We start from the raw sequence: 25,800 nt of genomic DNA on the forward strand, positions 1-25,800 counted from the left end.
CCGAAAAACTTACAGACAAAAAGCATAGTAGTGAAACAAAATGGCTTAAACCCATTTTTGCCGTTTTGTTTCCCAAAATCAACAAATTTTCAAATTTGGGAAGTTGATTTGTAACGCTTCTGTTTCTGTACGATACTTTACAATTTAATAGTATTTCAAACACTTTCTCCTCTCGGTTCGATGAATCGGGAGGAGATTTTTGTTTTTTCAAAAACACCCCCCAAGAATCGTTTCCCATTTCAAACAAGTGAGGGGATTTTTAATTTTCTTTTCAAAATAACCCCCATTTTTTCGATTCCCGGTTCAAACAAGTGAGGGGATAAATTTTCTCAAAGAAATATTTGAAAAATCGGTCAATTTGGGTGTGCATTTTTACACCCCTTGTCCAAATTAGTGAAAGGAGTTTTTTCTATGGCAAGATTATCAAAGAAATTAAAACAGGAATGGGACTTTTTTATCAGTCCCAAAACAGGCAGAAGAACATACAACGATTTGTGCCGCAAATGCCGGAATGACTGCAAACAGAGTTTCAGAGCAATCGTTGTAAGTTGTTCAATATATTGCTCTAAAAGAAGTGTCAAATCGACAACGAACAGCAACGATTTCAACGATTCGGGATAAAAGGATAACGGATATTCAATTCAAAATTAAACGGCTTACAGAGAAAAGTTTTGATGATTTCGGCACCTTTTCGATACAAAAAAAATGACTGTCCGGTTATTATTCTCACTCGCCGTTCAAAACAATTCAAATAGCAGGTAACCGTATAAATATATAAATAAATATATAATTCTTACCTGCCGTAAAAGAAAGGACTTAAATATGATAGCAAACAAAGTATACACAAGAGACGAAATGAGAGAAGAACACATCATAACTACCGATTATCACTTCATAGACAAAGAGGGCGAATACTTCGCAAAACTGATAATGAGAGCAGAGGCAAGCAAAAACATGATGCGTCTGTTCTTTCAGTTAAGCGACGGAAGAAAGATTATCACGCCTGTGTTTTGGTGGCAGAGTTATCTCGGCTTTCATGAGATAGATAACGGTACAAATCTGAGATTGATTTATGAGAAAAACGGCAAAGGTATCGCTCTTAAAAAAATAGAAATATTGGACAAGGAGGATTTGAAATGCAGGAAACCATAAAGAACATCAACATAGATTTACTCATTCCCTTTGAAAATCATCCGTTCAAGAAAAGAGACGGAATTGAAAACGAAGAACTGAAAGATAGCGTAAAAGAAAACGGTTTGCTCCAGCCGATAATCGTTCGTTCTTTTTCCGCCGGTACTTTCGAGATTATCAGCGGTCACAGGAGAGTTGAGGCTTGCAAGGAATTGGGGATACATACCGTTCCGGCAATAGTCAGAGATATGACAAAAGACGAAGCTGTAATAGCAATGGTGGATTCAAATTTTCAAAGAGAACACCTACTGCCAAGCGAAAAAGCCTTTGCTTACAAGATGAAATTGGAAGCGATGAGACATCAGGGAAAAACTTCGTGCCAAGTTGGCACAAAGTCAAGAACAGATGAACAAATCGCCGAAACAGTAAATGACAGTGCAAGACAAGTCCAAAGATATATCCGTCTAACACACCTAATACCCGAACTGTTAAAACTCGTTGATGAAGAAAGGATAGCCTTTACTCCGGCTGTTGAGCTTTCGTATCTGCCCGATAACGAGCAGAAAATATTAGCCGAAGAAATAGAATACACAGACGCCACGCCTTCACTTTCACAAGCACAGCGACTGCGAAAATTCAGCGAGCAAGGCGGATTGTCCATAGACACGATATTTGCCGTGTTAAGTGAAGAAAAGCCAAATCAGAAAGAACAGGTCAAATTCAAAACCGAAGATATCCGCAAATATTTCCCCAAAAGTTATACAAGCCTGGATATGCAAAAAACAATCATAACACTGCTTGAAAAATGGCAGAGACAGCGAGAAAGAAACAGAGGTGAAGCAAGATGATGACACTAAAAAGCGATAAAACCGGGCAAGCCGAATACGATAGGTTTTTAGACTTAATGGCAAAGATGTACTTAAAATACGGAGATAAATATCGTTTGGTAACAACGGAAGATATTTTGAGACAATTTCCAAACCGCCAATGCAAAAAATCGTAACAGTCCGCAGAAAGGGGCTTAGCCCCCTTCTGCCGTACATTGGAGTCTTTATTTAGACAGCAATATAATGTAAGCAAATCAGAAAGGAGTTATCGTATGAAAAGGAAAAATTGCTATATATACACCCGTGTATCAACATCTATGCAGGTCGACGGGTTCAGCCTTGATGCACAGAAAGAAAAGTTAAGAAGGTATGCCGAATTTCAGGACTTTATGATTGCCGGAGAATATTCCGATGAAGGTAAGTCCGGTAAAAATATTGAAGGCAGGCCTGAATTCCAAACTATGCTTAACGACATATCCGAAGGAAAAGATAATGTACAATATGTGCTGGTGTTCAAATTGTCCCGATTTGGCAGGAATGCAGCCGATGTTCTTAATTCTTTACAACTGATGCAGGATTACGGGGTTAATCTTATCTGCGTTGAGGACGGTATTGACAGTTCAAAGGACAGCGGCAAACTTATGATTTCGGTGCTGTCTGCCGTTGCGGAAATTGAACGAGAAAATATTCTTGTTCAAACAATGGAAGGCAGAAAACAGAAGGCTCGTGAAGGCAAATGGAACGGAGGGTTTGCACCATACGGTTATGAACTTATTGACGGCGAGTTAAAAATAGCCGAAGATGAGGCAGAAATTATTCGCATTATCTACGATAAATTCATTCATACCACAATGGGTGCCGGCACTGTTGCAAAATATCTGAATCACCAAGGCTATATCAAAAAGAAACGCCAAAACGGAACTTTGGATGCATTTACGGCCCATTTTGTAAAGCTCGTGTTGGATAACCCTATTTATTGCGGAAAAATTGCCTTTGGTCGAAGAAAAACAGAAAAAATACAGGGTAGCCGTAATGAATATCACGTGGTAAAGCAAGAAGAATATCCTGTCTATGACGGTATTCACGATGCGATTATCAGCGAAGAGGATTGGCTTTTAGCTCAAGATAAGAGAAAAAAGACCGGTATAAAGAATGAAAAAATATACAGTACAGAACATCAGCATTTATTGACCGGTATAATTAAATGTCCTATATGCGGTGCCGGGTTGTATGGCAGTGTCAACCGCAAACGCAAAAAAGACGGAAGCTTTTACAGAGATTATTGGTATTACGCCTGCAAACACAGATTGGAATATGACGGACACAAATGTACTTTCAAAAAGCAAATTCATCAGGAAAAGATAAATGAAGCGGTTGTGGAAGTAATAAGAAATATCGTTAAAAATTCAAAGTTCGATTCTGCAATAAAAGAAAAATTAGATGCAAGTGTAGATTTATCCAAGTATGAAAAAGAAGAAGCATATTTAATGACACAGATAAGACAGCTTACTGCCGCAAAGGAACGACTTGGCTCTCAAATTGACAGGCTCGACTGTTCCGACAGGCATTACGAGCAAAAATATACCGATATGCAAAATCGTATAAATTCACTATATGATGAGATTGCAGAGGCAACCGAAAATCTTGAAACCGTACAAACACAAATCAAGGCTATAAAGGAACAAAAAATCTCTCAGAAACGAATATTTGAATTTTTAGAGTTATTTGATATAATATATAATGAATTTACCGAATTTGAGAAGAAAGAATTTCTTCACAGCTTTATAAAGAAAATCGAGATATATCCCGAACCGTTGGAAAACGGTCAGATATTAAAGAGCATACAATTTCGTTTTCCGGTATATTATCAAGGGAACGAAGCCGATATGTTTATTCCGAATTTCGAAAACACAGTCGAGACGGTGGTATTGATGTCTAGGGTGAATTGACCTGTAAGAAGTGTATATGATGATTCTAATAATATTTCTATCTTGTATAACATTATGGTTATTTACGGAATTAGTCTTTTGGATTTCGCATAGAAGACCACTATCAGAAACAGAAGTAAAAAAACTAATGGAAAAGCGCCGCAATAAATATATAAAAATTCACTTTACATTGCGAGAAACAAACTCATATCCAGATAAAGATTTTAAGTCAAAATTAAGACCATCAGGAAAATTCTATACTTCTGACATTGATTGTGAAATGTTTCCAAGTTATGTGGCGAATTTACTTAAAGGAAAAAAACACGAGTGGGTTGTTTTGGGATGCTTGAAAAATAATAAAGTAAAGTGTTTTTATGCAAATAAAGGGGATGATAACCAAAGTGTTTCTTTTAATGTGGATATATCTGAATTAGTAACTTTTTGCACAGTAAACGGATATCAAACAATAATGCGATTCCATAATCATCCTAATAGCGATCCACAACACTACACTTGCTTTTTGGCAAGTGAACAAGACAAACGGAGTGCAGAGTATTTGTCAAATATCACTCTGTCGGCAGGCATCAATTGGCTAGATTATGTGTGTGAACGCGGTCATGTTTTGGAATTTGCGCGAAAGTTTTCAGAAGAATACTATCCGGCTGAATCTAGTTTCGAATATATTTCCAAAGAAAATAGTATGAAAAATAATTATTACAAGTTGCAGCGAGAATTAGGGATATTTCGATAATATGGCTTAAATAGTATAATTAACTAGAAGATGCATTTCAATTGTCGAATTGTTCCCACGAACGTACAAGGTTTAGACACTGAAAAAGATGTCACCATTTTTGCAGTAGATATGTTCCCATGGACAGGCATAAAAATTTGACATCAATTCTACTCAATCGTCCCATGTCGAGAGTGTTGTTCTGTTGACTAAAGCACATAAATAAAAACTAATATTGTAGAGAAAAGATATGTAAAGTAGATTGCCCGACCGAAGTTAAATCAGTCGGCACACAATCCGATTACATATCTGTATCCACTGGAGAAAGATAAAATTCATATTTAATGAAATTGACAAATCGGAATTTGTGGAGGAGAGCAATTTGCTGGTATTAAATAAATTAGAGCGGTTGCTAACGGTATGTAAAGTCAAAAACATTGATGATATAGATTTAAGCAAGGAATTCTACTTCATTGGTAAAACAGATGAAGAAATTTCTCTTGTGTGTGAAACAAATGACGTTCCTGAAAACACAATAGAACGTGAAGATGGGTGGCGTGGTTTCCGTATTCAAGGAATTTTGGATTTTTCACTTATTGGCATTCTTTCAAAGTTGTCTGGAATACTTGCAGATAATAAAATTGGAATTTTTGCGGTATCTACATTCAACACAGATTATATTTTAGTGAAAGATGCGGATTTTGAAAAATCATTAGCTGTATTATTAAATGCCGGATATACAGTGATATAGATTTCAGATGCTTTAAACCCAAAGAAAATCATACGAGGAGTGAATTATTAGCATGAAAGATATTGATAATATTTGTAAAATCGCATTGGTGCAGGCAGAACCGGTAATGTTTGATAAAAGTGCATCGCTGAAAAAGGCACTTCGATATATTAATGAGGCCGCAACTAAAAAGCCGGACTTAATTGTTTTTCCAGAACTTTTTATTCCGGGATATCCTGTTGGAATGAATTTTGGGTTTAGTGTAGGAAAACGAAGTGAGTATGGACGAAAAGATTGGAAACGATATTATGATGCTTCTGTTGTTGCTGGAGAGACGGAATTCCAGCAGCTTGCAGAAGTAGCCAGGGAAACAGGAGCATACATCAGCCTTGGCTTTTCTGAGAGAGATGCCGTTAGTGGAACACTTTATAACAGTAATGTTATTTTTGAACCGGATGGGTCATATAAGGTGCACAGAAAATTGAAGCCGACAGGCTCTGAGCGTGTTGTATGGGGAGATGCGAATAAAGAGTATTTTCCTGTTACTGAAACACCATGGGGACCGATTGGTAGCATGATCTGTTGGGAAAGCTATATGCCACTTGCCCGTGTGGCACTTTATCAAAAAGGAATCACTATTTATATTTCACCTAATACCAATGACAATCCGGAGTGGCAAGCCACCATTCAGCATATTGCAATCGAAGGAAAATGTTTCTTTATCAACGCTGATATGATTATCAGACGCAGTTCATACCCTTCTGATCTGCAGGAGTATAATATCGTATCTGAACTTCCAGGACTTGTGTGCAGAGGAGGAAGCTGCATTATTGATCCATGTGGGCATTATTTGACAAAACCTGTCTGGGATAAAGAAACTATAATTTACGCAGAACTTGATATGAATTTGCCTGCCGCCTGCAAAATGGAGCATGATGCAATCGGGCATTATGCTCGTCCGGATGTGCTTGAATTAAAAGTCAATGAAAAATAACAATAAAAAAACACTAAAGAAATTGGCAATCCTTGTAATAGGTTCTATAATTGCGGCTTATGGAATTACACTTGCGCTGTATGCTGGATTTGGCGGAGCTACGCTTGCGGTGCTGTGGCAGGGGATTGCAAGAACATTTCACATAAGCATTGGCACAGCATCTTTTGTTGTAGCATTGGGAATGATTTTGTTTGCGCTCATTTACGATAAAAGTCAGATTCATATAGGAACTGTGTTGTACCAGATTGTATACAGTACCTGTGTAGATTTGTTTGCTAACTGCCATATTTACAGTACATATAAGTGGATCAATTTTTTAATTATGTTGTTAGGAGTGGTTTTGTTTGCTGTCGGAACAGGACTATATGCATCGGCATCCCTTGGTAGAGGCTCCTATGAGGCAGTCACTTTTGCTTTAGCAGAAAAAAATCACTGGCAGATTAAATTTGTCCGAATGGCATTGGATATTTTGGTTGTTGTTACAGGTGTTTTGTTTGGCGGAAAGTTTGGTGTATGCACGCTTATTACAGTTATCATTTCAGGCCCAATTATCCAATTTGTTAATGCGAAAGCAAAACAAGTTTTAAAGATATGATAGTAAAGAAACTTACAACTTCCAGTTTGTAGGGGTGACATGAAAAATGAAGCTTAAGGAACAGAGCTTTACCCTGTTTGCCTATACAAATTATAGGATAATTCAAGGTTCTCACAGGCTCGAACCACTAGATTTTAAGGGAAAAGGTGCGTTCCACCATTCCCTTGTACAATAGGGGGTGAGTATGTTTTCTCTTGAACATCGTCCCATGTTGAGACGGTGGTTGAGTTGGTTAGATAAATAAAGAAAAATTTATATATTATATAAATGAAAGTATAAAATAGAAACTAAATTTTATTTAATTTTATCTGAATCTTTAAAATAAATTCATTATTTATAAAAGTTGTTGTTATCTTAATCAAGGAGGAGATTATACATGACAAAGAACATAAATAAATTTAGAAGAGAATATAAAATTTTATTGGTTGTTTTTACTCTTGTGTTAATTGCAGTAATTTGTCGTTTAATCTCCAGATTTGATATTGTAATTGATGGATTTAATTATCTATCTTCATTGCTTCGTTCATTGATTTATATTGGTATTATCGCTACATGGGGAATTTCTGTACAAAACCGTGTGATTAATCGTTCTGTTCGTAAATATATGTTGGCAGTAGTATTTTTATTATTATATTGGTTTATTATAAGAACATGTAAATTCCATTTTTTAAGAACTTTTCCTTTGCTGCAGACTTACTGTTGGTATGGTTATTATATACCAATGTTATTTATTCCTTTGATTGGAATTTACATTTCTTCTTTTCTTGGGAAAGGTGAAAATCATACTTTATCAAAACCACTAAAAGCTCTTATGATTCCTGGAGTTATTTTTGTTTTGTTAATTTTAACGAATAATTTTCATCAACTGATATTTGCATTTCCATTTGGGATAGTTGGAGAAGATCTATTTTATATATATAAACCACTTTATTATGTTTGTATAGGCTGGATACTTATTGAAACAATTAGTTTTCTTATTCTTCTTTTTGCTCATAGTCGTGTACCGCATAAAAGGAAGAGAATTTGGGCGCCTATGATACCTGTAGCAGTTGGATTTTTATATGTTGTATTATATATTATAGGAAATCCTATTCTTTTCTTAATTGCAGGAGATATAACAGCATTTTTATCGCTTGTAGTGATAGGGGTATGTGAGGCTTGTATACAGTGCCGATTGATTCCATCTAATATAAGATATAATGATCTGTTTAATGTATCAACGATAGGAGCTCAGATTGTAGATGAAAATTATAATATCTGTTTTGCATCAAATAATTCAAGGATTTTTGCAAAAGAAATTATGCGTCGTACTGAGAATGGTTTTGTAGAAATTGAAAATGAAAGGTTATCTGGAGCTCATATTAGCGGTGGATATATTCTGTGGGTTGAAGATATATCTATGGTTAAGAATCTATTAAAAAAATTGGAACGAATTAGTTTGCGTCTTTCTGAAAATAATAAATTATTGGAAGCTGAATTAGAATTGAAAAAAAAACAGGCTATAGCAGATGAACAAAAACGAATTTACGATAAAATAACAGAAGAAGTAAAACCTCAACTAAAGTATTTAGAATCATTACTATATTTATCAAATAATAATGAGAAAATAAGAGAAAATTTAGAAAGAATATGCATTATTAGCTCTTATATAAAAAGATACGGTAATTTAATTCTTCTTAGCGAAGAATCGAATTTTCTGCTTTCACAAGAATTAGAATATTGTATCCGTGAATCAATTGAAAATCTTCGAGTTTCTGGAGTATCAGCTTCTTGTTTATGTAAATGTGAAGGTTTTTTATCTAAGGATTCTGCTCTTGCAACATATGCTTTTTTTGAAATGATAATAGAATCTACATTAACGACAATAAATGCAATATTGGTTAATCTTGAAGTGAAATCAGAGTCTGTTAAAATGACCATTGCTATATCATGTGAAAGTGAATCTATTAAATTAGATAAGGCGTTTCTACTAAAACATAATGCTACTGCATTCATTTCAAGACAAGAAAATGATATATATATTACATTCCTTTTACCGAAAGAGGTACAATAAAATGAGAACAATATTTTCTCTTCCCTATAGTCAACATTCTATACTTTTAGTTATTTTATTTGTTGTTTTATGCTTTCAGCTTTATGTTTGTTGTATGGAATACTTTTATAAGTTAAAATTATTTCATTGTAAAGTATTATTTTTAATTACAGTTATATCTCTTTTGTTGCTAAGTTTTTTATCTTCAGGTACTTATTCAAAGTTTCTTGGAGAATCAATGTTGGTAATTACACGGAATATAATGAATATTCCTGTTTTGGTAATATATTTATATATTATTATGACTGTAGTATATTCATATTGGATTATGGGTATATATTGGAAATATAAAAAATCATCTATTACGAAAGAATCTGTTAAGGAAGGTGCAGATTTAATTAGTACAGGGCTTTGCTTTTTTAAAAAATCAGGATTATTGATTTTAGTGAATTTGCAAATGGAAAAACTTAGTCATATATTATGTGGAGAGTCTTTACAAAACGGAGAACGATTTTGGCAGTGCATATCTAAAGGAGATCTTAAATCAGGAGCGCGTAGAGGGGAACTTTTGAGTATTCCTGCGGTTATACTTCCTGATGAAAGTGCATGGATATTTGATAGGCAAATTTTATATTTGAATGATGAGGAAATTGTACAAGTAACGGCAATGGATGTAACAGAACTTTATAATTTGGCAAATAAATTAAAAAAGAATAATACAATGCTACGTGATATGAATGTAAGACTTAAGTCATATAGAAGAAATGTTGAAAATCTTACTAGAACACAGCAAAGACTTGCAATGAAAATGCAAATTCATGATTCTATTGGACAAAATCTTATGATGACACGTTATTATTTAGCAAACGAAGCACAAGAAAGTACCGAACAAGATATATCTCTTATTTTACAGAAATGGAAAAAAACTATCTCTTTACTTCGTCGTGAGTTAGAGTACGATGAACCGAAGAAAGTTTTTAAACATCTTATTGATGCAGCAGAGTCAGCAGGCGTAAAAGTAATTCTACAAGGAGAAATACCAAAAGAAGAGAGAATAGTTGAACTTATAATAAATGCGGGGGCAGAGGCTTTGACTAACGCAGTTCGTCATGCAGGTGCTAAGGAGCTTAAAATACAATTTTCTCAAACTGGACTTGTATATTGTGCTGTTTTTACCAATGATGGGAGGCTTCCTAATATTCCTTTAAAGGAAGGAGGAGGTCTTACAGGGTTACGAAAACGCATTGAAAGTGAAGGAGGTACTATGACAGTTAGTGCCAATCCGGATTTTTCTTTGGAGGTTACTATTCCAAATGTAGGAAAGGAAAATATAATATGAAAAAAAATGTACTTATTGTTGAAGACGATCCTATGGCAAGGAAACTTTTTGAAATTATACTAAAAAACAGTGAGCGTTATCATCTTAAAGCCTCTATTGAAAGTGCATCGATGGCAGAATTTTATTGTATGACTAATAATATTGATTTAATTTTAATGGATGTATGTACGGCACTTCATTCCAGTGGTATCGATGCTGCGACAATGATAAAGAAAAAGTATCCACGTATTAAGATTATTATAGTAACTAGTCAGCCGGAATGTAATTTTATTGACAGGGCAAGACAAGGTAATATAGATAGTTTTTGGTACAAGGAGCCTTCTGAAGAAATATTACTTGAGATTATGGATAGAACGATGAATGGAGAGTCTATTTATCCTGATACAACACCTACATTAAAGCTAGGAATGGCAAATAGTGTAGAATTTACTCCTAGAGAACTTGAAGTTTTGAGAGAGCTTACAAGTGGTGATACAGATGAAATCATTGCACAAAGGCTTCATCTTTCAGTACATACTGTAAAAAAACATATAAAAAATATGTTTCAAAAAACTGGATTTACGTCAAGAACGCAGCTAGCTGTAATGGCAAGAGAAAGTGGACTTGTAATCCGTGGGTTTTAATAAAATAAAAAAGATGTCTATTTGATTAATAAATCGAAAGATATCTTTTTTTATATATAAATTAGAAGAAGTACTCTTTTGGGTGATGTGTTACAAATATAGAGATGTTAAAATATACTCAAGAAAAACAAATAAATCTTGAATCGATGAACAAAGAAATCAGGGAGGTGATATTTTGCGGACCGTAGTAATAAGCACACAGAATCGCCTACTGTCAGGAGCAATCATCAAATACATGCAAGAACGAAGTGAATTGAAACCTATACGTATCTTAGAAGATAACAATGATGAACCTCTAAAAACTTGCAAGTCAGTAAATGCAGATGTTCTTCTCATGGAAGTGGCCCAAATTTCTCCTTATACTTTTTTTCAACGTAAGAAGGCTGCATCTCAAATTAGAAAATATTTGCCATTGTGTAGGATTGCATTTATTTGTGATGAAAACGCGGATCCGGAAACCGCCAAAAGAGTGAAAGAACTAAATAAAGATGGTGGTATAGATACATTCTTTTATAGTTCCGTAACGGGAGAGTATCTTGTTGATATGTTAGATACGTTATAATCAACAGAAGGTAATTCAAAGTATTTTATTAAAATTATTTCAATAATTTTAATAAAAAAATTAAAATAAGGTAATTAGTTTTTAAGGGTAACTTTGTGACTTATAAATTATAAGCAATCTAAACAATTTAGAATATTTTAAAATTTTTAAAAATATATTCACAGATTTGATGGTAATCGATTTAACAAGATAAATTTGTATGAATAATTTGAGGAGGAAATTATTATGAAGAAAAAATTTATGATCGTTGCAATGATTTTGTTAGTATGCTTTAGTTTAGTTGCTTGTGGAAAAAATTCTGAAAGTCCATATGTTGGAACATGGAAAGGTGTTAAAGTAGGATATGGTGGTGTGGAAATGTCAATAGAAGAATTGTTTGGCGCTGAAATAATAATAGAATTAAAAGATGATGGTACTTGTAGTGTAGACTTTGCAGGTGATAAAGGTTCAGGTAATTGGACTGAAACTGAAGATGGCTTTAGTATAGAAGGTGAAATGGATTTTAAAGTTGAAGGTAACACTGGAACTGCAGATTATGATGGTGCAACTCTAACCATAGAAAAACAATAAAATAATATAAACTTTTCACAAGCTATAAATCGTCATCTAGACGATTTATGGCTTGTCAAAATAAGAATAGGATAATGTTTTTTGCAAGATATACGATTTGGTAAACAAGAAAATAATAAGAGAATAGAATGTTGTATATGATTTTATTTTAGATTATATACTGACGATTAAGCATTCAATGTTGTATAGAATTATTTTAAGAATGAACTATATTTGTTAATTATAAATTTTTTAGATGTTCACTTTATGACTTTAATGTACACTTAGAAAAATAAAAAATTTGAGAAAGGAGAAAAAATGAAAAAGAACGTATTAATGTTTGTTATGGCAATAGCATTATGTTTTACATTAGTAGCATGTGGAGGAAATGGAGATAATAGAAAAAATGATGATATTGATCCAAATGCAACGGTTACAAAAGAGCAGTATATTAAACTGAAAGAAAGTAATTGGTCTGATTTAACTCCGGAAGAAATGGAACGTTTCTTAGGGGTAAGATATGTAGAAAATGAAGAATCTACAAAAGATTGGGGAGAAGGTTATTTAGTAGTTGATTTCCCAGGTCCGGATGAAAAATCTTATCTTCGTGTACTGTTTAAAGATAAAGAAGGAGACGGTAAAATGACACCTTCTAGTATGAGTGCATCTGGTGCATTGATGGGTGATTAATAAAAGATTATATACTTACAATAATATAATAAAATAGTTTAGATTATGTAGATTATAATATTTTTTCAATAAGCAAAGGAGTAAAATATGAAAAATAAATTAAAATTAGTTGTTATTTTCGTTTCTTTGTTTTTTATGATATTTGCATTTTCAAGCTGTGGAGCCCCTGTAAAAGGAGAAGTATTTGATGGTGGAAATATTGAAGTTTTTGTTCCTGAAGGATGGAAAGCATTTCATGGTGCAGATGTGTTTGGTGATTATGAAGAAGGGTATAATCCTAATGTTGTAAGTATTGGTAAAGGTGTAGAAGATGAATTTGAACTTTTCAGTAAACCAATGGTACATATTACCTATTCCGGAAAAGATGGAACATTAAATATGCCACCTAAAGAATTGTATGAGAATAGTAAAGATATTAAAGATATAAAAACAGATCAATATACATGGAAAGGATATACCGCAATAAGTATGGGATATCCTATTGCAGTACTATTTACAGAATTTGGTAATGAACAGATACAAGTGTCTGTTACAATGGAAAATGGTGATATGAAAATAGACTTAAATGATGCGGATTTTAAAGCAATTTTAGAAGGAATAAAAGTAAAAAATAAGTAATAAAATTATTATTGCTTTAGAAAAATGTTTATAAGGAGATTAGATATGAAATACGAAATAAAAGGCGAACCTATGCCGGTTGTAATTTGTCATTTGGATGCAGAAGAATCAATGATTACAGAAAGTGGTTCAATGGTTTGGATGTCTGAAAATATGTTAATGGAAACACGTTCCGGGGGAATTGGAAAGGCTTTCGGAAGAATGTTTTCAGGAGAAAATATATTTCAAAATAAATATACAGCAAAGGCTGGTGCAGGTATGATTGCATTTGCTTCAAGCTTTCCAGGTTCAATAAGAGCAGTAGAAATTGATCCTAGCCATCCTGTTATTGTTCAAAAAAAGGGGTTTTTAGCAGCTGAGTCTGGTGTTGAATTATCAGTTCATTTTCAACAAAAAGCAATGAGTGGGATTTTTAGTGGTGAAGGATTTATTATGCAAAGATTATCTGGCAATGGAACAGCGTTTGTTGAATTTGATGGTTCAGTTGTAGAATATGATTTAAACCCAGGACAAAAGATAATTGTTGATAGTGGTAATCTTGCTATGGTAGATGCAACTTGCACAATTGATGTTCAAACTGTTAAAGGAGTTAAAAATGCATTGTTTGGTGGTGAAGGACTTTTTAATACTGTAGTTACAGGCCCTGGAAAAGTTACTCTTCAAACTATGCCAATTTCAGGAGTTGCAGCTGCTCTTGCACCTTTCTTAAATCCATCAGGTAAATAGTATTTATATGATAATTAAAAAAGGATATCTTAAAGATATCCTTTTTTAATATTTCATGTAAAAAGAAGATAAGAACTATTTTTTATTTTATAATATATTTAAAGTATAGGATAAGATAGAAATTACAAATATATAGTAATTAAATGAATTAAAATTTTTTTAAGATATAAAATTTAACAAAGACATTGCAGAACTGTATTTATATTGTATAAATTGGAAAAATGTGTAATATAAAGTAAAAGCTTTTTTGTTGGTTAATGATGTTTTGCTTACAAAAGGAGTGCCTATAATTTTTTAATAAAAACATAAAATAATTTTAAGTTGTTACTTGATATTTTTATTTAGTAACAATTTATTTTTATGTTATTATAAAATTTATAGTATAAAAATGATTAAGGTTTAAAATAATTTTTATTTGGGAGTAAGAAATGAAATTTATGCATTTATCGGATCTTCATTTAGGGAAAAAAGTAAATGGGTATTCAATGATTGAAGATCAAAAATATATTATAAATAACATATTAGAAATTATAGATAATGAAAATATTGAAAGTGTAATAATTGCAGGAGATGTTTATGATAAGAGTGTACCTCCTGTAGATGCGGTTGAGTTATTTAATGATTTTCTTGAAGAACTTGAAAATAGAAATCTTTATGTATTTATAATAAGCGGGAATCACGATTCTCCGGAGCGTATTGCCTTTGGTAATTCATTTATGCGTAAAAGTAAAATATTTTTTTCCCCTGTATATAACGGAGAAATTAATGAAATAGAATTAAATGATGAATACGGGAAAATAAATATATGGTTGTTACCTTTTATAAAACCGTTAAATGTTCGTAAGGTTTATGAAGATAAGGTAATAAATACATATAATGATGCTGTAAAAACAGTAATAGATAATCTTAAAATAGATACAAACGAAAGAAATATAATGATTACACATCAATTTGTAACGGGAGCAGAAAGAACAGATTCAGAAGAGATATCCGTAGGTGGGAGCGATAATATAGATGTATCGAATTTTGATAAGTTTGATTATACAGCTTTAGGGCATATACATCGTCCTCAAAATTGTAAAGCAGAAAGAGTTAGATATTCTGGAACACCACTTAAATATTCATTTTCGGAAGCTAAGGATAAAAAAAGTGCAACTATTATAGATATTAAGGAAAAGAATAATATAAATATTAAAACAGTTCCTTTTAAACCTTTAAGAGATATGGTAGAAATAAAGGGAAAATATAATGATATTATGCGACTTGATTTTTATAAAGATATATCTTATAGGGAAGATTATATACATATTATTCTTACAGATGAAGAGGATATACCTGATGTTATAACAAAGCTTAAAGCAGTTTATCATAATATTATGAAAGTTGACTATGATAACATTAGAACGAGAACTTCAAATCAGATTAAAGAAATTGAAAATATAGAAAGTTTTTCTCCTTTTGAATTATTCTCAGATTTTTATAAACAGCAGAATAATCAAAGCATGAATGAAGAACAAAATAATTATATTAAAAATACGATTGAAGAAATATGGGGGAATAATTAATGAGACCAACAAAACTTATAATGTCAGCTTTTGGTCCATATTCAAATAAAGTTGAAATTGATTTTGATAAACTTGGGGAAAACGGACTATATTTAATAACTGGTGATACCGGTGCAGGCAAAACAACTATTTTTGATGCAATAACATATGCATTATATGGAAGAGCCAGTGGAGAAAACAGGGATGCAAGCATGTTTCGTTCAAAATATGCACTTGAAAGCACTCCAACAAGTGTTGAACTAAATTTTACATACTCCGGTAAAGAATATTATATAAAAAGAAATCCAGAATATGTTAGACCTAAAAGCAGAGGAGATGGATTTACAACTCAAAAGGCAAGTGTAGAACTTTATTTGCCAAACGGTAAAACAATAGATAAACCAAAAGAAGTAAATGATGCTGTTATAGATATTTTAGGTGTTGATTATCATCAATTTACTCAAATTGTTATGATAGCACAAGGTGATTTCTTAAAATTATTAAATTCTTCTACCGATGAAAGAAAACAGATTTTTCAAAAATTATTTAAGACACAAAAATATAATTTACTTCAAGAAAAAATAAAAGAGGATTTTTTAGAAATAAATAAAAAATATAACAGCTTGAAAAGTACTCTTATGCAGTATATTGATGGAATAAAATGTGAAGAGGATGAGAATCTTTATTTAATAATAGAAAAGATAAAAAATGAAGAAACTCCTTTTATAGATGTTATTCTGTTAATAGAAAATAGCATAAATGACAGTATTGAAGAAGAAAAACAATGTCAAATTGAAATAAATAAGTTAGATGATGAAATAGAAGAAATTACAAAAATTCTTACAAAAGCAAAAACACTTATAAATGCTAAAGAAAGCATAAAAGATTTAGAAGATGAACTATTTGAAAAAGAAGAAGAAAAAAATAAATTAAGTTTAAAAGTAGAAGATGCAAAGAAAGAATACGATAAGAGAGATGATATTCTAAACGAAATTACACAAATTGAAATCAAGCTTGATGATTATGATGAGCTTGAAAAAAATATAAATGAAGAAGAAAATATAAGGAATAAAATAGAAAATAATGATAAATCATTTAAGAAAAAATCTTTAAATAAAGAAAAGTTGGAAGAAGAAATAAAGAATATAGAAGAAGAAATAAGAAGTATAGACGAAATAATAAAAAATAAAAGTAATTATATTGAGGAGAAGTCAAATTTAGAGAAAGAAAAAAAAGATATTGATACTATTATAAGTTATAAAGAAATTTTTGATAAAACTAAAGAAGCATATGAAAACTTGATTAATGATTACAAAATAAAATCAGAAAAGGCACAAGCTTCAAAGGAAAAGTACGATAAGGGAAACAGAGCTTACCTTGATGAGCAAGCAGGTATTTTAGCTAAGAACTTAATAGATAATGAGCCTTGTCCTGTATGTGGTTCAACTTCTCATCCAAATCCTGCAAAACAAGAGTTTAATGCTCCTACAAAAGAAGAGCTTGAAGCTCTAAAAAGTGAATCTGAAAAAGCACAAGAAGAAGAAAGAAAAGTCAGTGAAAAAGCAGGAGAGGTAAAAGGTTCCTTAAAAGGAATTGAAGAAAGATTAAATAAACTTTCAAATGACATTTTAAATGGTAAGTCTTTAGAAGAAAAGAAAGATGATGTAGATAATCTTTTAAATGAAGTATTAGATAAAATAAGTGATATAGAAGATAAAAAAACAACAAAAGAAGAACTTAATCATTCACTTCAAAAAAACAAAGATACCTTAACTAAGTTAAAAGATGAAATTCAAAATATTATAAATTCAAAACTTACCGATGAAACTATGTTAAAAACAATATCTCAAAGAATAGATACTTTAAAGGGTAATCTTAAATATGAGAATAAAAATGCTGCTTTAAAAACAAAGAAAAGTTTAGAACAAACAAAGAAATCTATTGAAGAAAATTATAAAAAAACAAATGAAGCTTTTGAAGATTGTAAAAAAAGTATTGATGAGATAAATGTAAAAATAGCTACTAATAAAGAAATTTTAAAAAATAGTGAAGATATTGATATAACAAAAGAAGAAGAAAAACAAACATATTTAAAAACAGAAAAACAAAATTTACAAAATAAGCAAAAAAATATTAACCTAACAAAAGAAATTAATTCTTCATATTTAGAAAAAATACAATCAAAGCTTAAAGAACAAGAAATGGTAGAAGAAAAATATAAATGGCTAAATGCATTAAGCAGCACTGCAAATGGAACTTTAACAGGTAAAGAAAAGATAATGCTTGAAACCTATATACAAATGGCATATTTTGACAGAATAATAAACAGAGCAAATAGTAGATTAATCAGTATGACTTCCGGACAGTATGAATTAATAAGAAAAACTTCTGCCGATAATAAAAGAAAGCAAAGTGGATTGGAACTTGATGTAATAGATCATTATAACGGCTCAAAAAGAGATGTTAAATCATTATCAGGAGGAGAATCTTTTAAGGCATCACTATGTCTTGCACTTGGACTGTGTGATGAAATTCAAGCTTCAGCAGGAGGAATTAAGCTGGATACAATGTTTGTTGATGAGGGGTTTGGTTCTCTTGATGAAGAATCTTTATCTCAGGCTATAAGAACACTTTCAGCCCTATGTGAAGGTAACAGGCTTGTAGGTATAATATCCCATGTAAGCGAACTTAGAGAAAAAATAGACAAGCAGATTATAGTTAAGAAAGAAAAAGCAGGCGGGAGCAAAGTATTAGTCGAAGTATAATAAAAAAACTTCTTAAAATTTAATATTTTAGGAAGTTTTTTATTTTTTTGTTTTTATTTGTAAGTATATATAATTGAGTTTGATATTTTGTTGTGATAAAATTTTTTATAACAGGTGGTAAACTATCATAAGGAGAAACGATATGGATAATAAAATCGGTTTACCATGGATAATTTTTTATATGGAATTTGCTTCAGTTTTGTTAAATTATAAAAATAATAGAAATGTTCTTATAGATAAGTTAAAAAGAATATATAGAGAAAATGATAAATATATTAAATTTCCAACATTTGAAAAAGATAAAGACATTATAGATATCGATCCTTTTTCAGTTTTTGGTATTTTTAATAAGGGAATAAAAGCTAGTAACAGGAAACTAATTTTAGAGGGTATATCAAAAGAATTTGGATTAAAAAGTAATATTCCTTTAGGTTTTGATGGTATTCCTATTTTAAATAACTTAAAATCATCTTTTTGGGATTTATGGAAAAAAGAGGAGAAGGCGATATAGACGGGCTTTGGAATATTTTTGAAGCAGGAATCAATTACGCATATAATAAAAATGATAAAACAAGAAATGATTTTATTATTGCTTATAATAATGTAATAAAACAATATGGAGTAAATTGGAATATTACAATGGGATTATTCTGGATTCGCCCTAACGCATATGTAAATTTAGATGCAACGAATAGAGATTTTATAATTAAAAATAATTTAATTAACAGTAGAATAAATTATTTAACTAGAAGATTAGAAAATATTCCAAAAGGACAAGATTATCTATATTTGATTGATAATATTTCTGTTAATTTAAGAAGTGGAAAATATCCATTTACAAATTTTGTTGAATTGTCTTCTTCTGCATGGAATTACTATAATAATAATAAAAATAATATAGAAAACGAAATTAATTCTACACAAAATATTGAAGAATATAATCCCAATATTACAAAAGAACAATGGAAAAAATTTATTATAAACATTGAAAAACCATCAAATTTAACATCAATAAAAATGTTAAAAGCAATAATGGAATTAGGTGGAGAGTCTTCTTGTGATGTATTAATAGAAAAATATGGAGGAAATTTGGATTATTATGTAAAAGCTACATTAGGGCTTGGTAAAAATGCAAAAAAATACTTTAATTTAGAAAATTATATAGAGAATGGTAAAGAAAGAATATATGTAATTCCTTTTGTAGGTAAAAAAACAAATGAACATAATACAGAAAGTTTTGTTTACTCCATAAGGAAGGAATTAAGAGAAGCATTAAATGAAATAGATTTATCAGATATTTCACCATTTTGTGAAAATGAAAATTTACCTAAAGGTAGAATGAAAGAAGAAAATAATATACAAGTAACAGATATAAGAAAAAATACTATCTTATATGGCCCTCCTGGTACAGGAAAAACATATAATACGGTATTATATGCAGTTGCAAGAATAGAAAATAAAAAATTAGCTGATATAAAAAGTGAAAAATATGAAGAGGTATTAAAAAGATATAATCAGTATAAATCAGATGGATTAATTGAATTTACAACATTTCATCAATCTTATGGATATGAAGAATTTATAGAGGGGATAAAACCGATTATTGATAATAGTGAAGATGAAAACAGTGATGTAAATTATAAAATTGAACCGGGTGTTTTTAAGGCTTTTTGTGATAAAGCAGAAACATTTTCTTTAAGTAATTCAAATATTAATTTAGAATTAAATAATTCACCTGAGATATGGAAAGTTTCCTTAGAGGGTACAGGTGAAAACAGAACAAGAAGCGAATGTATGGAAAATGGTCATATAAGAATTGGATATGATTCTTATGGTGAAAATATAGAAGATGAAACAAAATTTGAATTTGGGGGTAAAAATATTTTAAATGCGTTTATTCCCAAAATGAAAGTAGGAGATATTGTTTTATCTTGCTATAGTTCTACTACGATTGATGCTATTGGTATTGTAAGCGGTGAATATGAATGGCATGATGAGTATGAAAAATATAAGCGTTTAAGAAAAGTAAAATGGATAGTAAAAGGAATAAAAGAAAATATTGTTGATATAAATAATGGCTGTTCATTAACATTATCTTCTGTATACAGATTAAACATTTCATTGTCAGATGTAATAAATATTATTTCCAAATATTCAGGTGTGTTATTACATTCTAAGAAAAAGTAACTTTGTTTTTATAATTGATGAAATAAATAGAGGAAATATTTCAAGCATATTTGGGGAACTTATTACTCTTATAGAAGAAAGTAAAAGAATAGGTGCAAAAGAAGAATTAAAATTAAGATTACCTTATTCAAAGAAGCTTTTTGGAGTTATGGATAATATTTACATACTTGGAACAATGAATACTGCCGACCGTTCTATTGCCCTTATTGATACAGCTCTTAGACGTCGTTTTGATTTTGTTGAAGTTTTACCAAATGAAGAAATTTTAAATGATGTATATGTAGAAGGTGTTTCTATTAAAGATATGCTTAAAAAAATCAATATGAGAATAGCGGCATTATATGACAGAGAACATATGATTGGTCATTCGTATTTTATTCCACTTATAAATAATCCTGATTTGAATACTTTATCAATGATATTTAAAAAGAATATTATTCCGTTGTTACAAGAGTATTTTTATGAAGATTACGAAAAGATTGGATTAATTCTTGGAGATAACAATAAAAACCATGAAGATAAATTTATTGTAAAAAAAGATTGTGATTATAATATGTTGTTTGGCAGTAATGTAGATATTGATATAGATATACCTTATATATATGAAATCAATGAAGATGCATTTGAAAATATTAATGCATATAAGATGATATAAGTTGAAAGAAGTAATATTATATGAAAAAAATATATCAAATAAAAGAATATGGTTCATTTACAAAAGGTAGTCAGATTGAAGGATATATTTCTCTACCTAATGATACGTTTGATGAATTGGAGAATTTTATACTTTCAAATTCTTTTAAAGAAACTTCTGCTCTTGATATTATGAAGTTATCGGTTCAAAGGGGAATAGGAAAAATCATTACAGCCCAAAATTATGTTGGCATGATTACAATGAATGATGGAACTATTATAGAGATACTTCCAAAAGTTTATTCAAAAGAAGAAGAAAATGAGCAAAAGACAAAAAAGCTGTTTATAGATATGCTGAAATCATTTAAAGAATTTCCATATAAAAACTTCCAAATGGCAAATATGGATATTTCAAAAATGAATATATTTGAGATATTTATAAGAATGTTTATTGATGAAGTTTTTTATATTGTAAAAAGAGGAATAAAAAGTGATTACCAAAGAGTGTCAGAAAATAAACCATTATTAAAGGGAAAGATAGATTTCTCAAAACAAATTAAATATAATTTAATACATAAAGAAAGATTTTTTATTTGTTATGATGATTATAATACAAATTGTATTGAAAACAGAATTATAAAAGAAATATTATTATACTTATACAAAGTTACATCTTCATCAAAAAACAAAAAAGATATAAAAATTCTTTTAAATAATTTTGAGAATGTTAGTGCACTTAAAGTATATTCAAAAGATGATTTTGATAATTTAGTTATAGACAGAAATAAAAAATATTATGAAAGAGCTATAATGTGGAGTGAAATTTTCCTGTTTGGTAAAAGTTTTACTTCTTTCTCAGGTTCTAAAATATCTTTTGCTTTATTGTTTCCAATGGAAAAATTATTTGAAAAATATATTGCAAAATAATTAAAATTAGTAATTAGTAATAATAAATACTCTATCTCTTTTCAAGATGGCAGATATCATTTATTTGAAGAGCCTCAAAAGAAATTCTTAATTAAGCCTGATATTGTTTTAAAAGATAAAATTAATAATTATATTTATGTTATGGATACAAAGTGGAAACTTTTATCAGAAAAAAATAATAATTATGGTATATCTCAATCTGATATATATCAAATGTATGCTTATAATAAAAAATATGATTCTAGGAATGTAACATTGTTATATCCTCTTACACCAAATATAGATAAAAATAAAAAAATACGATTTTATTCAAATGATGGTGCAAGAATAAATGTTGAATTTATAGATTTATATAATGTTAAAGATACTCTTAAACAAATAATAAGTAATATGAATTAAAAAACACTCTTATATAGAGTGTTTTTATTCGTCCATGGATATTGTTGAATTTGCAGCGAGAAGTAAAAGTCTTTTAAATTCTTTTTTTTCTTCTTTTGTCATTTTATCTGTCATTTTATCAAAACATATTTTAACCTGTTCTTTTACAAATGGGTATACTTCTAAAGCTTTATTTGTTGGTTTAATATCGTATGTTCTTTTATCTTTTATGTTTGTAGTCCTTTTAACAAAAGCTCTTTCTTCCATTTTATTTAAAGTTTTAGCAACTACACTCTTATCAAGTCCTATTTTTTTTGTTATTTCATCTTGAGTTATTTTTTCAAAGTCACAAATGATTAATATAATAACAGCTTGAGGTGCTGTTAAATCATATTTTGCGCAATTCTTGTTAAGAAACATATGAGATTTTCTATATAGAATAGATATAAATTTAAAAGGGTTATCCATAATATCAAACATAAAAATCCTCCTTTTACTTATTAAATATTATAGTTGGTTAATTTAATATTTGCAAATATTTTTTAGTGGCAATTGCCACTAAACTATTGACCATGAATATTTTATGTGATATTTTATAATATAGTGGCAATTGCCACTATATTATATTTTGACAAAAAAGGAGTGCATTATATGGAAAAAGTTACAAAAATATGGAATAAAAATTTTATTCTTTTATTTATTACTAATCTTTTGGTTTTAGCGGCATTTTATGCCTCCATACCTATTATTCCGGTATACTGTCAGCAAATAGGGATAACCGGTTCAAAAGTTGGTATAGTACTAACTGCTATGTCAGTTGCGACAATTTTATTTCGTCCAATAGCCGGATATTTACTTGATAATTTTAACCGTTATCTTGTATATGTTTTGTTTTTGGCTCTATTTTGCCTATCTTTCCCAAGTTTTATTTTATTTCCAATGTTTGGCGCATTAATTGTAATACGTTTATATATGGGGGCTGTTTATTCTGTTTGTGGTTCAGCAACAATGACTCTTGCAAGTGATGTTTTACCTCCTTCAAAGATTACGGAAGGTATAAGTAGATTTGCATTTACGATATCAATTGGTATGGCTGTTGGACCTTTTGTAGGTATTCAGGTTCAGAACTATTTAAGCAGTAAAGCATCTTTTCTAACGGTTTTTGCAATAACAGTTGTAGCATTAATATGTTTGTTATGCTGTAAGATAAAATATCCTAAAGTAGAAAGAAAGAAATTTGCGCTAAAAGATACAATTTATAAACCTGCTTTCACATTTATGTTCAATATGATGTTTCTTATGGTTCCATACGGAGCAGTTATAGCATATTCATCAATTTTAGCAGGTGAAAAGAATTTAACAGGATTTCTTCCTTATTTTTATATTTTCCTTGTTGTAGGAATGCTCTTATCAAAATTATCTACACAAAAAATGATTGATGCAGGAAAACATAAAGTATTAGTGTATATTAGTTTAGTAATTTTAATATTAACAATGGTTAGTTATAAATTTTTAAATACAGGTATACATTTACTTTTAGCGGGATTTTTCTTTGGTCTTGGTTATGGTATACTACAACCTTTATTCCAGTCTTTTGTTACAGGTACAACACCTGCACCAAAGAGGGGAGTAGCAAATATAACATATCTATTATCATATGATATTGGTATTGGTATAGGTTCTTTATTAATGGGGTTTATGCAGGAAAGTATAGGATTATCTAATGGTTTTGCATTAACCGTAGTAGCTTATGTTGTTGGTTTCATTATTTATATGTTATATGTAGATAAATACTATGAAAAATTAAAAAACAAAGAATGTTCAAAAAAAGAACACAAAGGTTTCTTAGCAGAATATATGGAACATGAAATATATACTATTAACGAAAATAAGACGGTTAGAGATGCCATAACATTCTTTACGGAAAAAAAATATTAGTGGAGCTCCTATTATATCTGAAACAGGGAAACCAGTGGGTTATATTACAGATGGAGATATTATGAGATATATGAAAGTAGATGAGCATCATCCTACGGCTATAGATAGTTCTGTAATGTTTATGGATTATTTCTGGAATACAGATAATGAATTTGAATAAAAACTTAATTCTATTATGGACTTAAACGTACTTGAGATAGGTACAAATAAGCCTATTACTATTGATATTAATGCATCAATGGAAGAAGCTTTAAAATTACTTAGTGAAACAGGTATAAAGAAAATACCGGTAATCAAGGATAATAAAATTGTTGGAATAATTTCTCGTAGTGTAATGACGCAGTTCTTGGTTAAGAGATATCTTGTAAAACAATATTTAAAAAATAAAAAGAAAGAAGAAATTATTTAATAAAATAATTTGATGTTAATTATAAAAAAAGACCATTTATATATGGTCTTTTTTATCCTTCATATCCTTTTTCAACTTCTGCATATAATACAATAGCTTCCATTTGAAGCATTTCACGATTTCTCTTATCCTTAAGATATTCTTTGTTTTGGTTAATCATATTGATTTCTTCTTCGCTTAAATTATCTTTATATTTTTGATGCATTTTACTTGTAAATGTATTATTTGAATTTCCCAAATTGCTTGCGCCTTTTATGAATGTTATTTTTACATCCATAATGAGTTCAGGAAATTCTGAGAATACATTTTTTACATGGGCATCTGTAATTTGATATTCTGTTCCTATGGAATCAATAATTTGGTAAAAATGATTCATTGAATTTTTTATGGTTTTACTGTTTGCAGGTATAACAATTTTATTTAAACCCATTGATAAATTTCTACCTGTAAGAGTATTGATACTAAAGGTTTTATTTGTTGTAGATTTATTTGAATATTTTTAATTTACATTTGAAGTATTGGATTTAGTGCTATATTGTTGTGCCATTTCCATAAAAGCTTTTTGTTTTTGGATTTTTTTGTTATTAATATTATTTCCTATAATTTTTCCAGCGATGATTCCTACTATTAAAGATAAAACGATATTAATAGCATTCCATATGGTAATTTGAAGTTCCATACCACCGGTTTCGTAAAATGGTAAAGTAAAATAATAAGTTAAAGATTTAAGTGGTGTGCTTGTAATTAATATAAAAACTATAACTACGCCAAAAACCATATATAAAAAGGAATTATTTATATGATTTCTATTTTTAGACTTCATTTTTTCCTTTACAGAATTTATTTAGTGTAAAGACAATAAAATTAACAATTTAATTATATAAAAATAATATTTTAAACGTAATACAATTTAAAATGTTATATAAAATTATATATATACAATGT

General features: G+C 29.9%; 26 protein-coding genes and 1 pseudogene. 24 read left to right on the plus strand and 3 right to left on the minus strand.

The window, feature by feature from the left end:
- Positions 1-411 precede the first annotated feature (411 nt).
- The 22 genes and pseudogenes from ACTQYZ_RS08525 to ACTQYZ_RS08630 all read left to right on the plus strand — a co-directional run bounded on the left by ACTQYZ_RS08525 (position 412) and on the right by ACTQYZ_RS08630 (position 22,529).
- Positions 412-621 (plus strand): hypothetical protein, encoded by a 210-nt coding sequence (locus ACTQYZ_RS08525; RefSeq protein ID WP_441416416.1) that lies wholly within the window; start codon positions 412-414, stop codon positions 619-621.
- Between the two features lie 201 nt (positions 622-822).
- Positions 823-1,152 (plus strand): hypothetical protein, encoded by a 330-nt coding sequence (locus ACTQYZ_RS08530; RefSeq protein WP_441416399.1) that lies wholly within the window; start codon positions 823-825, stop codon positions 1,150-1,152.
- The gene (locus tag ACTQYZ_RS08535; protein WP_441416400.1) at positions 1,137-1,979 is read left to right on the plus strand and encodes a ParB/RepB/Spo0J family partition protein; all 843 of its coding nucleotides are present in this window, start codon (positions 1,137-1,139) and stop codon (positions 1,977-1,979) included. Before ACTQYZ_RS08530 ends, ACTQYZ_RS08535 begins: the two co-directional genes overlap by 16 nt.
- 251 nt (positions 1,980-2,230) lie before the next feature.
- Positions 2,231-3,907 (plus strand): recombinase family protein, encoded by a 1,677-nt coding sequence (locus ACTQYZ_RS08540; RefSeq protein WP_441416401.1) that lies wholly within the window; start codon positions 2,231-2,233, stop codon positions 3,905-3,907.
- Positions 3,908-4,034: 127 nt separating this feature from the next.
- A complete protein-coding gene (locus ACTQYZ_RS08545) occupies positions 4,035-4,637 on the plus strand; it encodes a hypothetical protein (protein WP_441416402.1) in 603 nt (200 codons plus the stop codon).
- Positions 4,638-5,001: 364 nt separating this feature from the next.
- Positions 5,002-5,367: an ACT domain-containing protein gene (locus ACTQYZ_RS08550; protein WP_055298413.1), complete on the plus strand. Its 366-nt coding sequence runs from the start codon at positions 5,002-5,004 to the stop codon at positions 5,365-5,367.
- Between the two features lie 52 nt (positions 5,368-5,419).
- Entirely contained in the window at positions 5,420-6,340 is a 921-nt protein-coding gene (locus ACTQYZ_RS08555; protein WP_441416403.1) for a carbon-nitrogen hydrolase family protein, read from the plus strand.
- A complete protein-coding gene (locus tag ACTQYZ_RS08560; RefSeq protein ID WP_021885137.1) occupies positions 6,330-6,935 on the plus strand; it encodes a YczE/YyaS/YitT family protein in 606 nt (201 codons plus the stop codon). The genes ACTQYZ_RS08555 and ACTQYZ_RS08560 overlap by 11 nt, the downstream gene beginning before the upstream one ends.
- A gap of 376 nt (positions 6,936-7,311) precedes the next feature.
- On the plus strand, positions 7,312-8,988 hold the full coding sequence (locus tag ACTQYZ_RS08565) for a hypothetical protein (protein WP_441416404.1): 1,677 nt from the start codon (positions 7,312-7,314) through the stop codon (positions 8,986-8,988).
- A gap of 217 nt (positions 8,989-9,205) precedes the next feature.
- Positions 9,206-10,306, plus strand: a complete 1,101-nt coding sequence (locus tag ACTQYZ_RS08570; RefSeq protein ID WP_441416405.1) for a sensor histidine kinase — start codon at positions 9,206-9,208, stop codon at positions 10,304-10,306.
- On the plus strand, positions 10,303-10,929 hold the full coding sequence (locus tag ACTQYZ_RS08575; RefSeq protein WP_441021720.1) for a response regulator transcription factor: 627 nt from the start codon (positions 10,303-10,305) through the stop codon (positions 10,927-10,929). Before ACTQYZ_RS08570 ends, ACTQYZ_RS08575 begins: the two co-directional genes overlap by 4 nt.
- Before the next feature lie 235 nt (positions 10,930-11,164).
- A complete protein-coding gene (locus ACTQYZ_RS08580) occupies positions 11,165-11,491 on the plus strand; it encodes a hypothetical protein (RefSeq protein ID WP_441021718.1) in 327 nt (108 codons plus the stop codon).
- Between the two features lie 225 nt (positions 11,492-11,716).
- The gene (locus ACTQYZ_RS08585; RefSeq protein WP_441021716.1) at positions 11,717-12,061 is read left to right on the plus strand and encodes a hypothetical protein; all 345 of its coding nucleotides are present in this window, start codon (positions 11,717-11,719) and stop codon (positions 12,059-12,061) included.
- A 297-nt stretch (positions 12,062-12,358) separates the two neighbouring features.
- Entirely contained in the window at positions 12,359-12,730 is a 372-nt protein-coding gene (locus tag ACTQYZ_RS08590) for a hypothetical protein (RefSeq protein ID WP_441021714.1), read from the plus strand.
- Between the two features lie 87 nt (positions 12,731-12,817).
- On the plus strand, positions 12,818-13,348 hold the full coding sequence (locus ACTQYZ_RS08595; protein ID WP_441416406.1) for a hypothetical protein: 531 nt from the start codon (positions 12,818-12,820) through the stop codon (positions 13,346-13,348).
- A gap of 45 nt (positions 13,349-13,393) precedes the next feature.
- Positions 13,394-14,074: a TIGR00266 family protein gene (locus ACTQYZ_RS08600; protein ID WP_441416407.1), complete on the plus strand. Its 681-nt coding sequence runs from the start codon at positions 13,394-13,396 to the stop codon at positions 14,072-14,074.
- Between the two features lie 428 nt (positions 14,075-14,502).
- Positions 14,503-15,639, plus strand: coding sequence for an exonuclease SbcCD subunit D (locus tag ACTQYZ_RS08605; RefSeq protein WP_441416408.1), 1,137 nt, complete (start codon positions 14,503-14,505; stop codon positions 15,637-15,639).
- The gene (locus tag ACTQYZ_RS08610) at positions 15,639-18,383 is read left to right on the plus strand and encodes an AAA family ATPase (protein WP_441416409.1); all 2,745 of its coding nucleotides are present in this window, start codon (positions 15,639-15,641) and stop codon (positions 18,381-18,383) included. The genes ACTQYZ_RS08605 and ACTQYZ_RS08610 overlap by 1 nt, the downstream gene beginning before the upstream one ends.
- A gap of 142 nt (positions 18,384-18,525) precedes the next feature.
- Positions 18,526-18,894, plus strand: coding sequence for a hypothetical protein (locus ACTQYZ_RS08615; RefSeq protein ID WP_441416410.1), 369 nt, complete (start codon positions 18,526-18,528; stop codon positions 18,892-18,894).
- Positions 18,867-20,570 carry a hypothetical protein gene (locus ACTQYZ_RS08620; protein WP_441416411.1) on the plus strand — a complete coding sequence of 568 codons (1,704 nt, stop codon included), beginning with the start codon at positions 18,867-18,869 and terminating at the stop codon, positions 20,568-20,570. The genes ACTQYZ_RS08615 and ACTQYZ_RS08620 overlap by 28 nt, the downstream gene beginning before the upstream one ends.
- Positions 20,542-21,225 carry an AAA family ATPase gene (locus ACTQYZ_RS08625; RefSeq protein WP_441416412.1) on the plus strand — a complete coding sequence of 228 codons (684 nt, stop codon included), beginning with the start codon at positions 20,542-20,544 and terminating at the stop codon, positions 21,223-21,225. Before ACTQYZ_RS08620 ends, ACTQYZ_RS08625 begins: the two co-directional genes overlap by 29 nt.
- 170 nt (positions 21,226-21,395) lie before the next feature.
- Positions 21,396-22,529: pseudogene (locus ACTQYZ_RS08630) on the plus strand (McrC family protein).
- A 24-nt stretch (positions 22,530-22,553) separates the two neighbouring features.
- Here the strand turns inward: ACTQYZ_RS08630 and ACTQYZ_RS08635 are convergent.
- Positions 22,554-22,988, minus strand: coding sequence for a MarR family winged helix-turn-helix transcriptional regulator (locus tag ACTQYZ_RS08635; RefSeq protein ID WP_441416413.1), 435 nt, complete (start codon positions 22,986-22,988; stop codon positions 22,554-22,556).
- A 171-nt stretch (positions 22,989-23,159) separates the two neighbouring features.
- On the opposite strand from ACTQYZ_RS08635, the gene ACTQYZ_RS08640 reads away from it, so the two are divergent.
- Together ACTQYZ_RS08640 and ACTQYZ_RS08645 are read left to right on the plus strand one after the other, a co-directional pair.
- Positions 23,160-24,446 carry an MFS transporter gene (locus ACTQYZ_RS08640; RefSeq protein WP_441416414.1) on the plus strand — a complete coding sequence of 429 codons (1,287 nt, stop codon included), beginning with the start codon at positions 23,160-23,162 and terminating at the stop codon, positions 24,444-24,446.
- 175 nt (positions 24,447-24,621) lie between these two features.
- Positions 24,622-24,855 (plus strand): CBS domain-containing protein, encoded by a 234-nt coding sequence (locus ACTQYZ_RS08645; RefSeq protein ID WP_441021694.1) that lies wholly within the window; start codon positions 24,622-24,624, stop codon positions 24,853-24,855.
- A gap of 52 nt (positions 24,856-24,907) precedes the next feature.
- On the opposite strand, the gene ACTQYZ_RS08650 is transcribed toward ACTQYZ_RS08645, so the two are convergent.
- Together ACTQYZ_RS08650 and ACTQYZ_RS08655 are read right to left on the minus strand one after the other, a co-directional pair.
- Positions 24,908-25,285: a hypothetical protein gene (locus ACTQYZ_RS08650; RefSeq protein ID WP_441021692.1), complete on the minus strand. Its 378-nt coding sequence runs from the start codon at positions 25,283-25,285 to the stop codon at positions 24,908-24,910.
- 69 nt (positions 25,286-25,354) lie between these two features.
- Positions 25,355-25,678 carry a hypothetical protein gene (locus ACTQYZ_RS08655; RefSeq protein WP_441416415.1) on the minus strand — a complete coding sequence of 108 codons (324 nt, stop codon included), beginning with the start codon at positions 25,676-25,678 and terminating at the stop codon, positions 25,355-25,357.
- Positions 25,679-25,800 lie beyond the last annotated feature (122 nt).

The sequence above is a fragment of the Anaerofustis sp. LCP19S3_F7 genome, assembly GCF_052119445.1.
Lineage (GTDB): Bacteria > Bacillota > Clostridia > Eubacteriales > Anaerofustaceae > Anaerofustis > Anaerofustis butyriciformans.

Bases quoted from the DNA above. Each gene is read 5' to 3' on its own strand.
- ACTQYZ_RS08635 (WP_441416413.1), bottom strand. From the start codon at position 22,988: ATGTTTGATATTATGGATAACCCTTTTAAATTTATATCTATTCTATAT.
- ACTQYZ_RS08570 (WP_441416405.1), top strand. From the start codon at position 9,206: ATGTTGGTAATTACACGGAATATAATGAATATTCCTGTTTTGGTAATA.
- ACTQYZ_RS08645 (WP_441021694.1), top strand. From the start codon at position 24,622: ATGGACTTAAACGTACTTGAGATAGGTACAAATAAGCCTATTACTATT.
- ACTQYZ_RS08600 (WP_441416407.1), top strand. From the start codon at position 13,394: ATGAAATACGAAATAAAAGGCGAACCTATGCCGGTTGTAATTTGTCAT.
- ACTQYZ_RS08555 (WP_441416403.1), top strand. From the start codon at position 5,420: ATGAAAGATATTGATAATATTTGTAAAATCGCATTGGTGCAGGCAGAA.
- ACTQYZ_RS08530 (WP_441416399.1), top strand. From the start codon at position 823: ATGATAGCAAACAAAGTATACACAAGAGACGAAATGAGAGAAGAACAC.
- ACTQYZ_RS08585 (WP_441021716.1), top strand. From the start codon at position 11,717: ATGAAGAAAAAATTTATGATCGTTGCAATGATTTTGTTAGTATGCTTT.
- ACTQYZ_RS08535 (WP_441416400.1), top strand. From the start codon at position 1,137: ATGCAGGAAACCATAAAGAACATCAACATAGATTTACTCATTCCCTTT.
- ACTQYZ_RS08590 (WP_441021714.1), top strand. From the start codon at position 12,359: ATGAAAAAGAACGTATTAATGTTTGTTATGGCAATAGCATTATGTTTT.
- ACTQYZ_RS08540 (WP_441416401.1), top strand. From the start codon at position 2,231: ATGAAAAGGAAAAATTGCTATATATACACCCGTGTATCAACATCTATG.
- ACTQYZ_RS08610 (WP_441416409.1), top strand. From the start codon at position 15,639: ATGAGACCAACAAAACTTATAATGTCAGCTTTTGGTCCATATTCAAAT.
- ACTQYZ_RS08650 (WP_441021692.1), bottom strand. From the start codon at position 25,285: ATGGGTTTAAATAAAATTGTTATACCTGCAAACAGTAAAACCATAAAA.
- ACTQYZ_RS08580 (WP_441021718.1), top strand. From the start codon at position 11,165: ATGCAAGAACGAAGTGAATTGAAACCTATACGTATCTTAGAAGATAAC.
- ACTQYZ_RS08640 (WP_441416414.1), top strand. From the start codon at position 23,160: ATGGAAAAAGTTACAAAAATATGGAATAAAAATTTTATTCTTTTATTT.
- ACTQYZ_RS08545 (WP_441416402.1), top strand. From the start codon at position 4,035: ATGGAAAAGCGCCGCAATAAATATATAAAAATTCACTTTACATTGCGA.
- ACTQYZ_RS08655 (WP_441416415.1), bottom strand. From the start codon at position 25,678: ATGAAGTCTAAAAATAGAAATCATATAAATAATTCCTTTTTATATATG.
- ACTQYZ_RS08575 (WP_441021720.1), top strand. From the start codon at position 10,303: ATGAAAAAAAATGTACTTATTGTTGAAGACGATCCTATGGCAAGGAAA.
- ACTQYZ_RS08565 (WP_441416404.1), top strand. From the start codon at position 7,312: ATGACAAAGAACATAAATAAATTTAGAAGAGAATATAAAATTTTATTG.
- ACTQYZ_RS08560 (WP_021885137.1), top strand. From the start codon at position 6,330: ATGAAAAATAACAATAAAAAAACACTAAAGAAATTGGCAATCCTTGTA.
- ACTQYZ_RS08605 (WP_441416408.1), top strand. From the start codon at position 14,503: ATGAAATTTATGCATTTATCGGATCTTCATTTAGGGAAAAAAGTAAAT.
- ACTQYZ_RS08620 (WP_441416411.1), top strand. From the start codon at position 18,867: ATGGAAAAAAGAGGAGAAGGCGATATAGACGGGCTTTGGAATATTTTT.
- ACTQYZ_RS08615 (WP_441416410.1), top strand. From the start codon at position 18,526: ATGGATAATAAAATCGGTTTACCATGGATAATTTTTTATATGGAATTT.
- ACTQYZ_RS08595 (WP_441416406.1), top strand. From the start codon at position 12,818: ATGAAAAATAAATTAAAATTAGTTGTTATTTTCGTTTCTTTGTTTTTT.
- ACTQYZ_RS08525 (WP_441416416.1), top strand. From the start codon at position 412: ATGGCAAGATTATCAAAGAAATTAAAACAGGAATGGGACTTTTTTATC.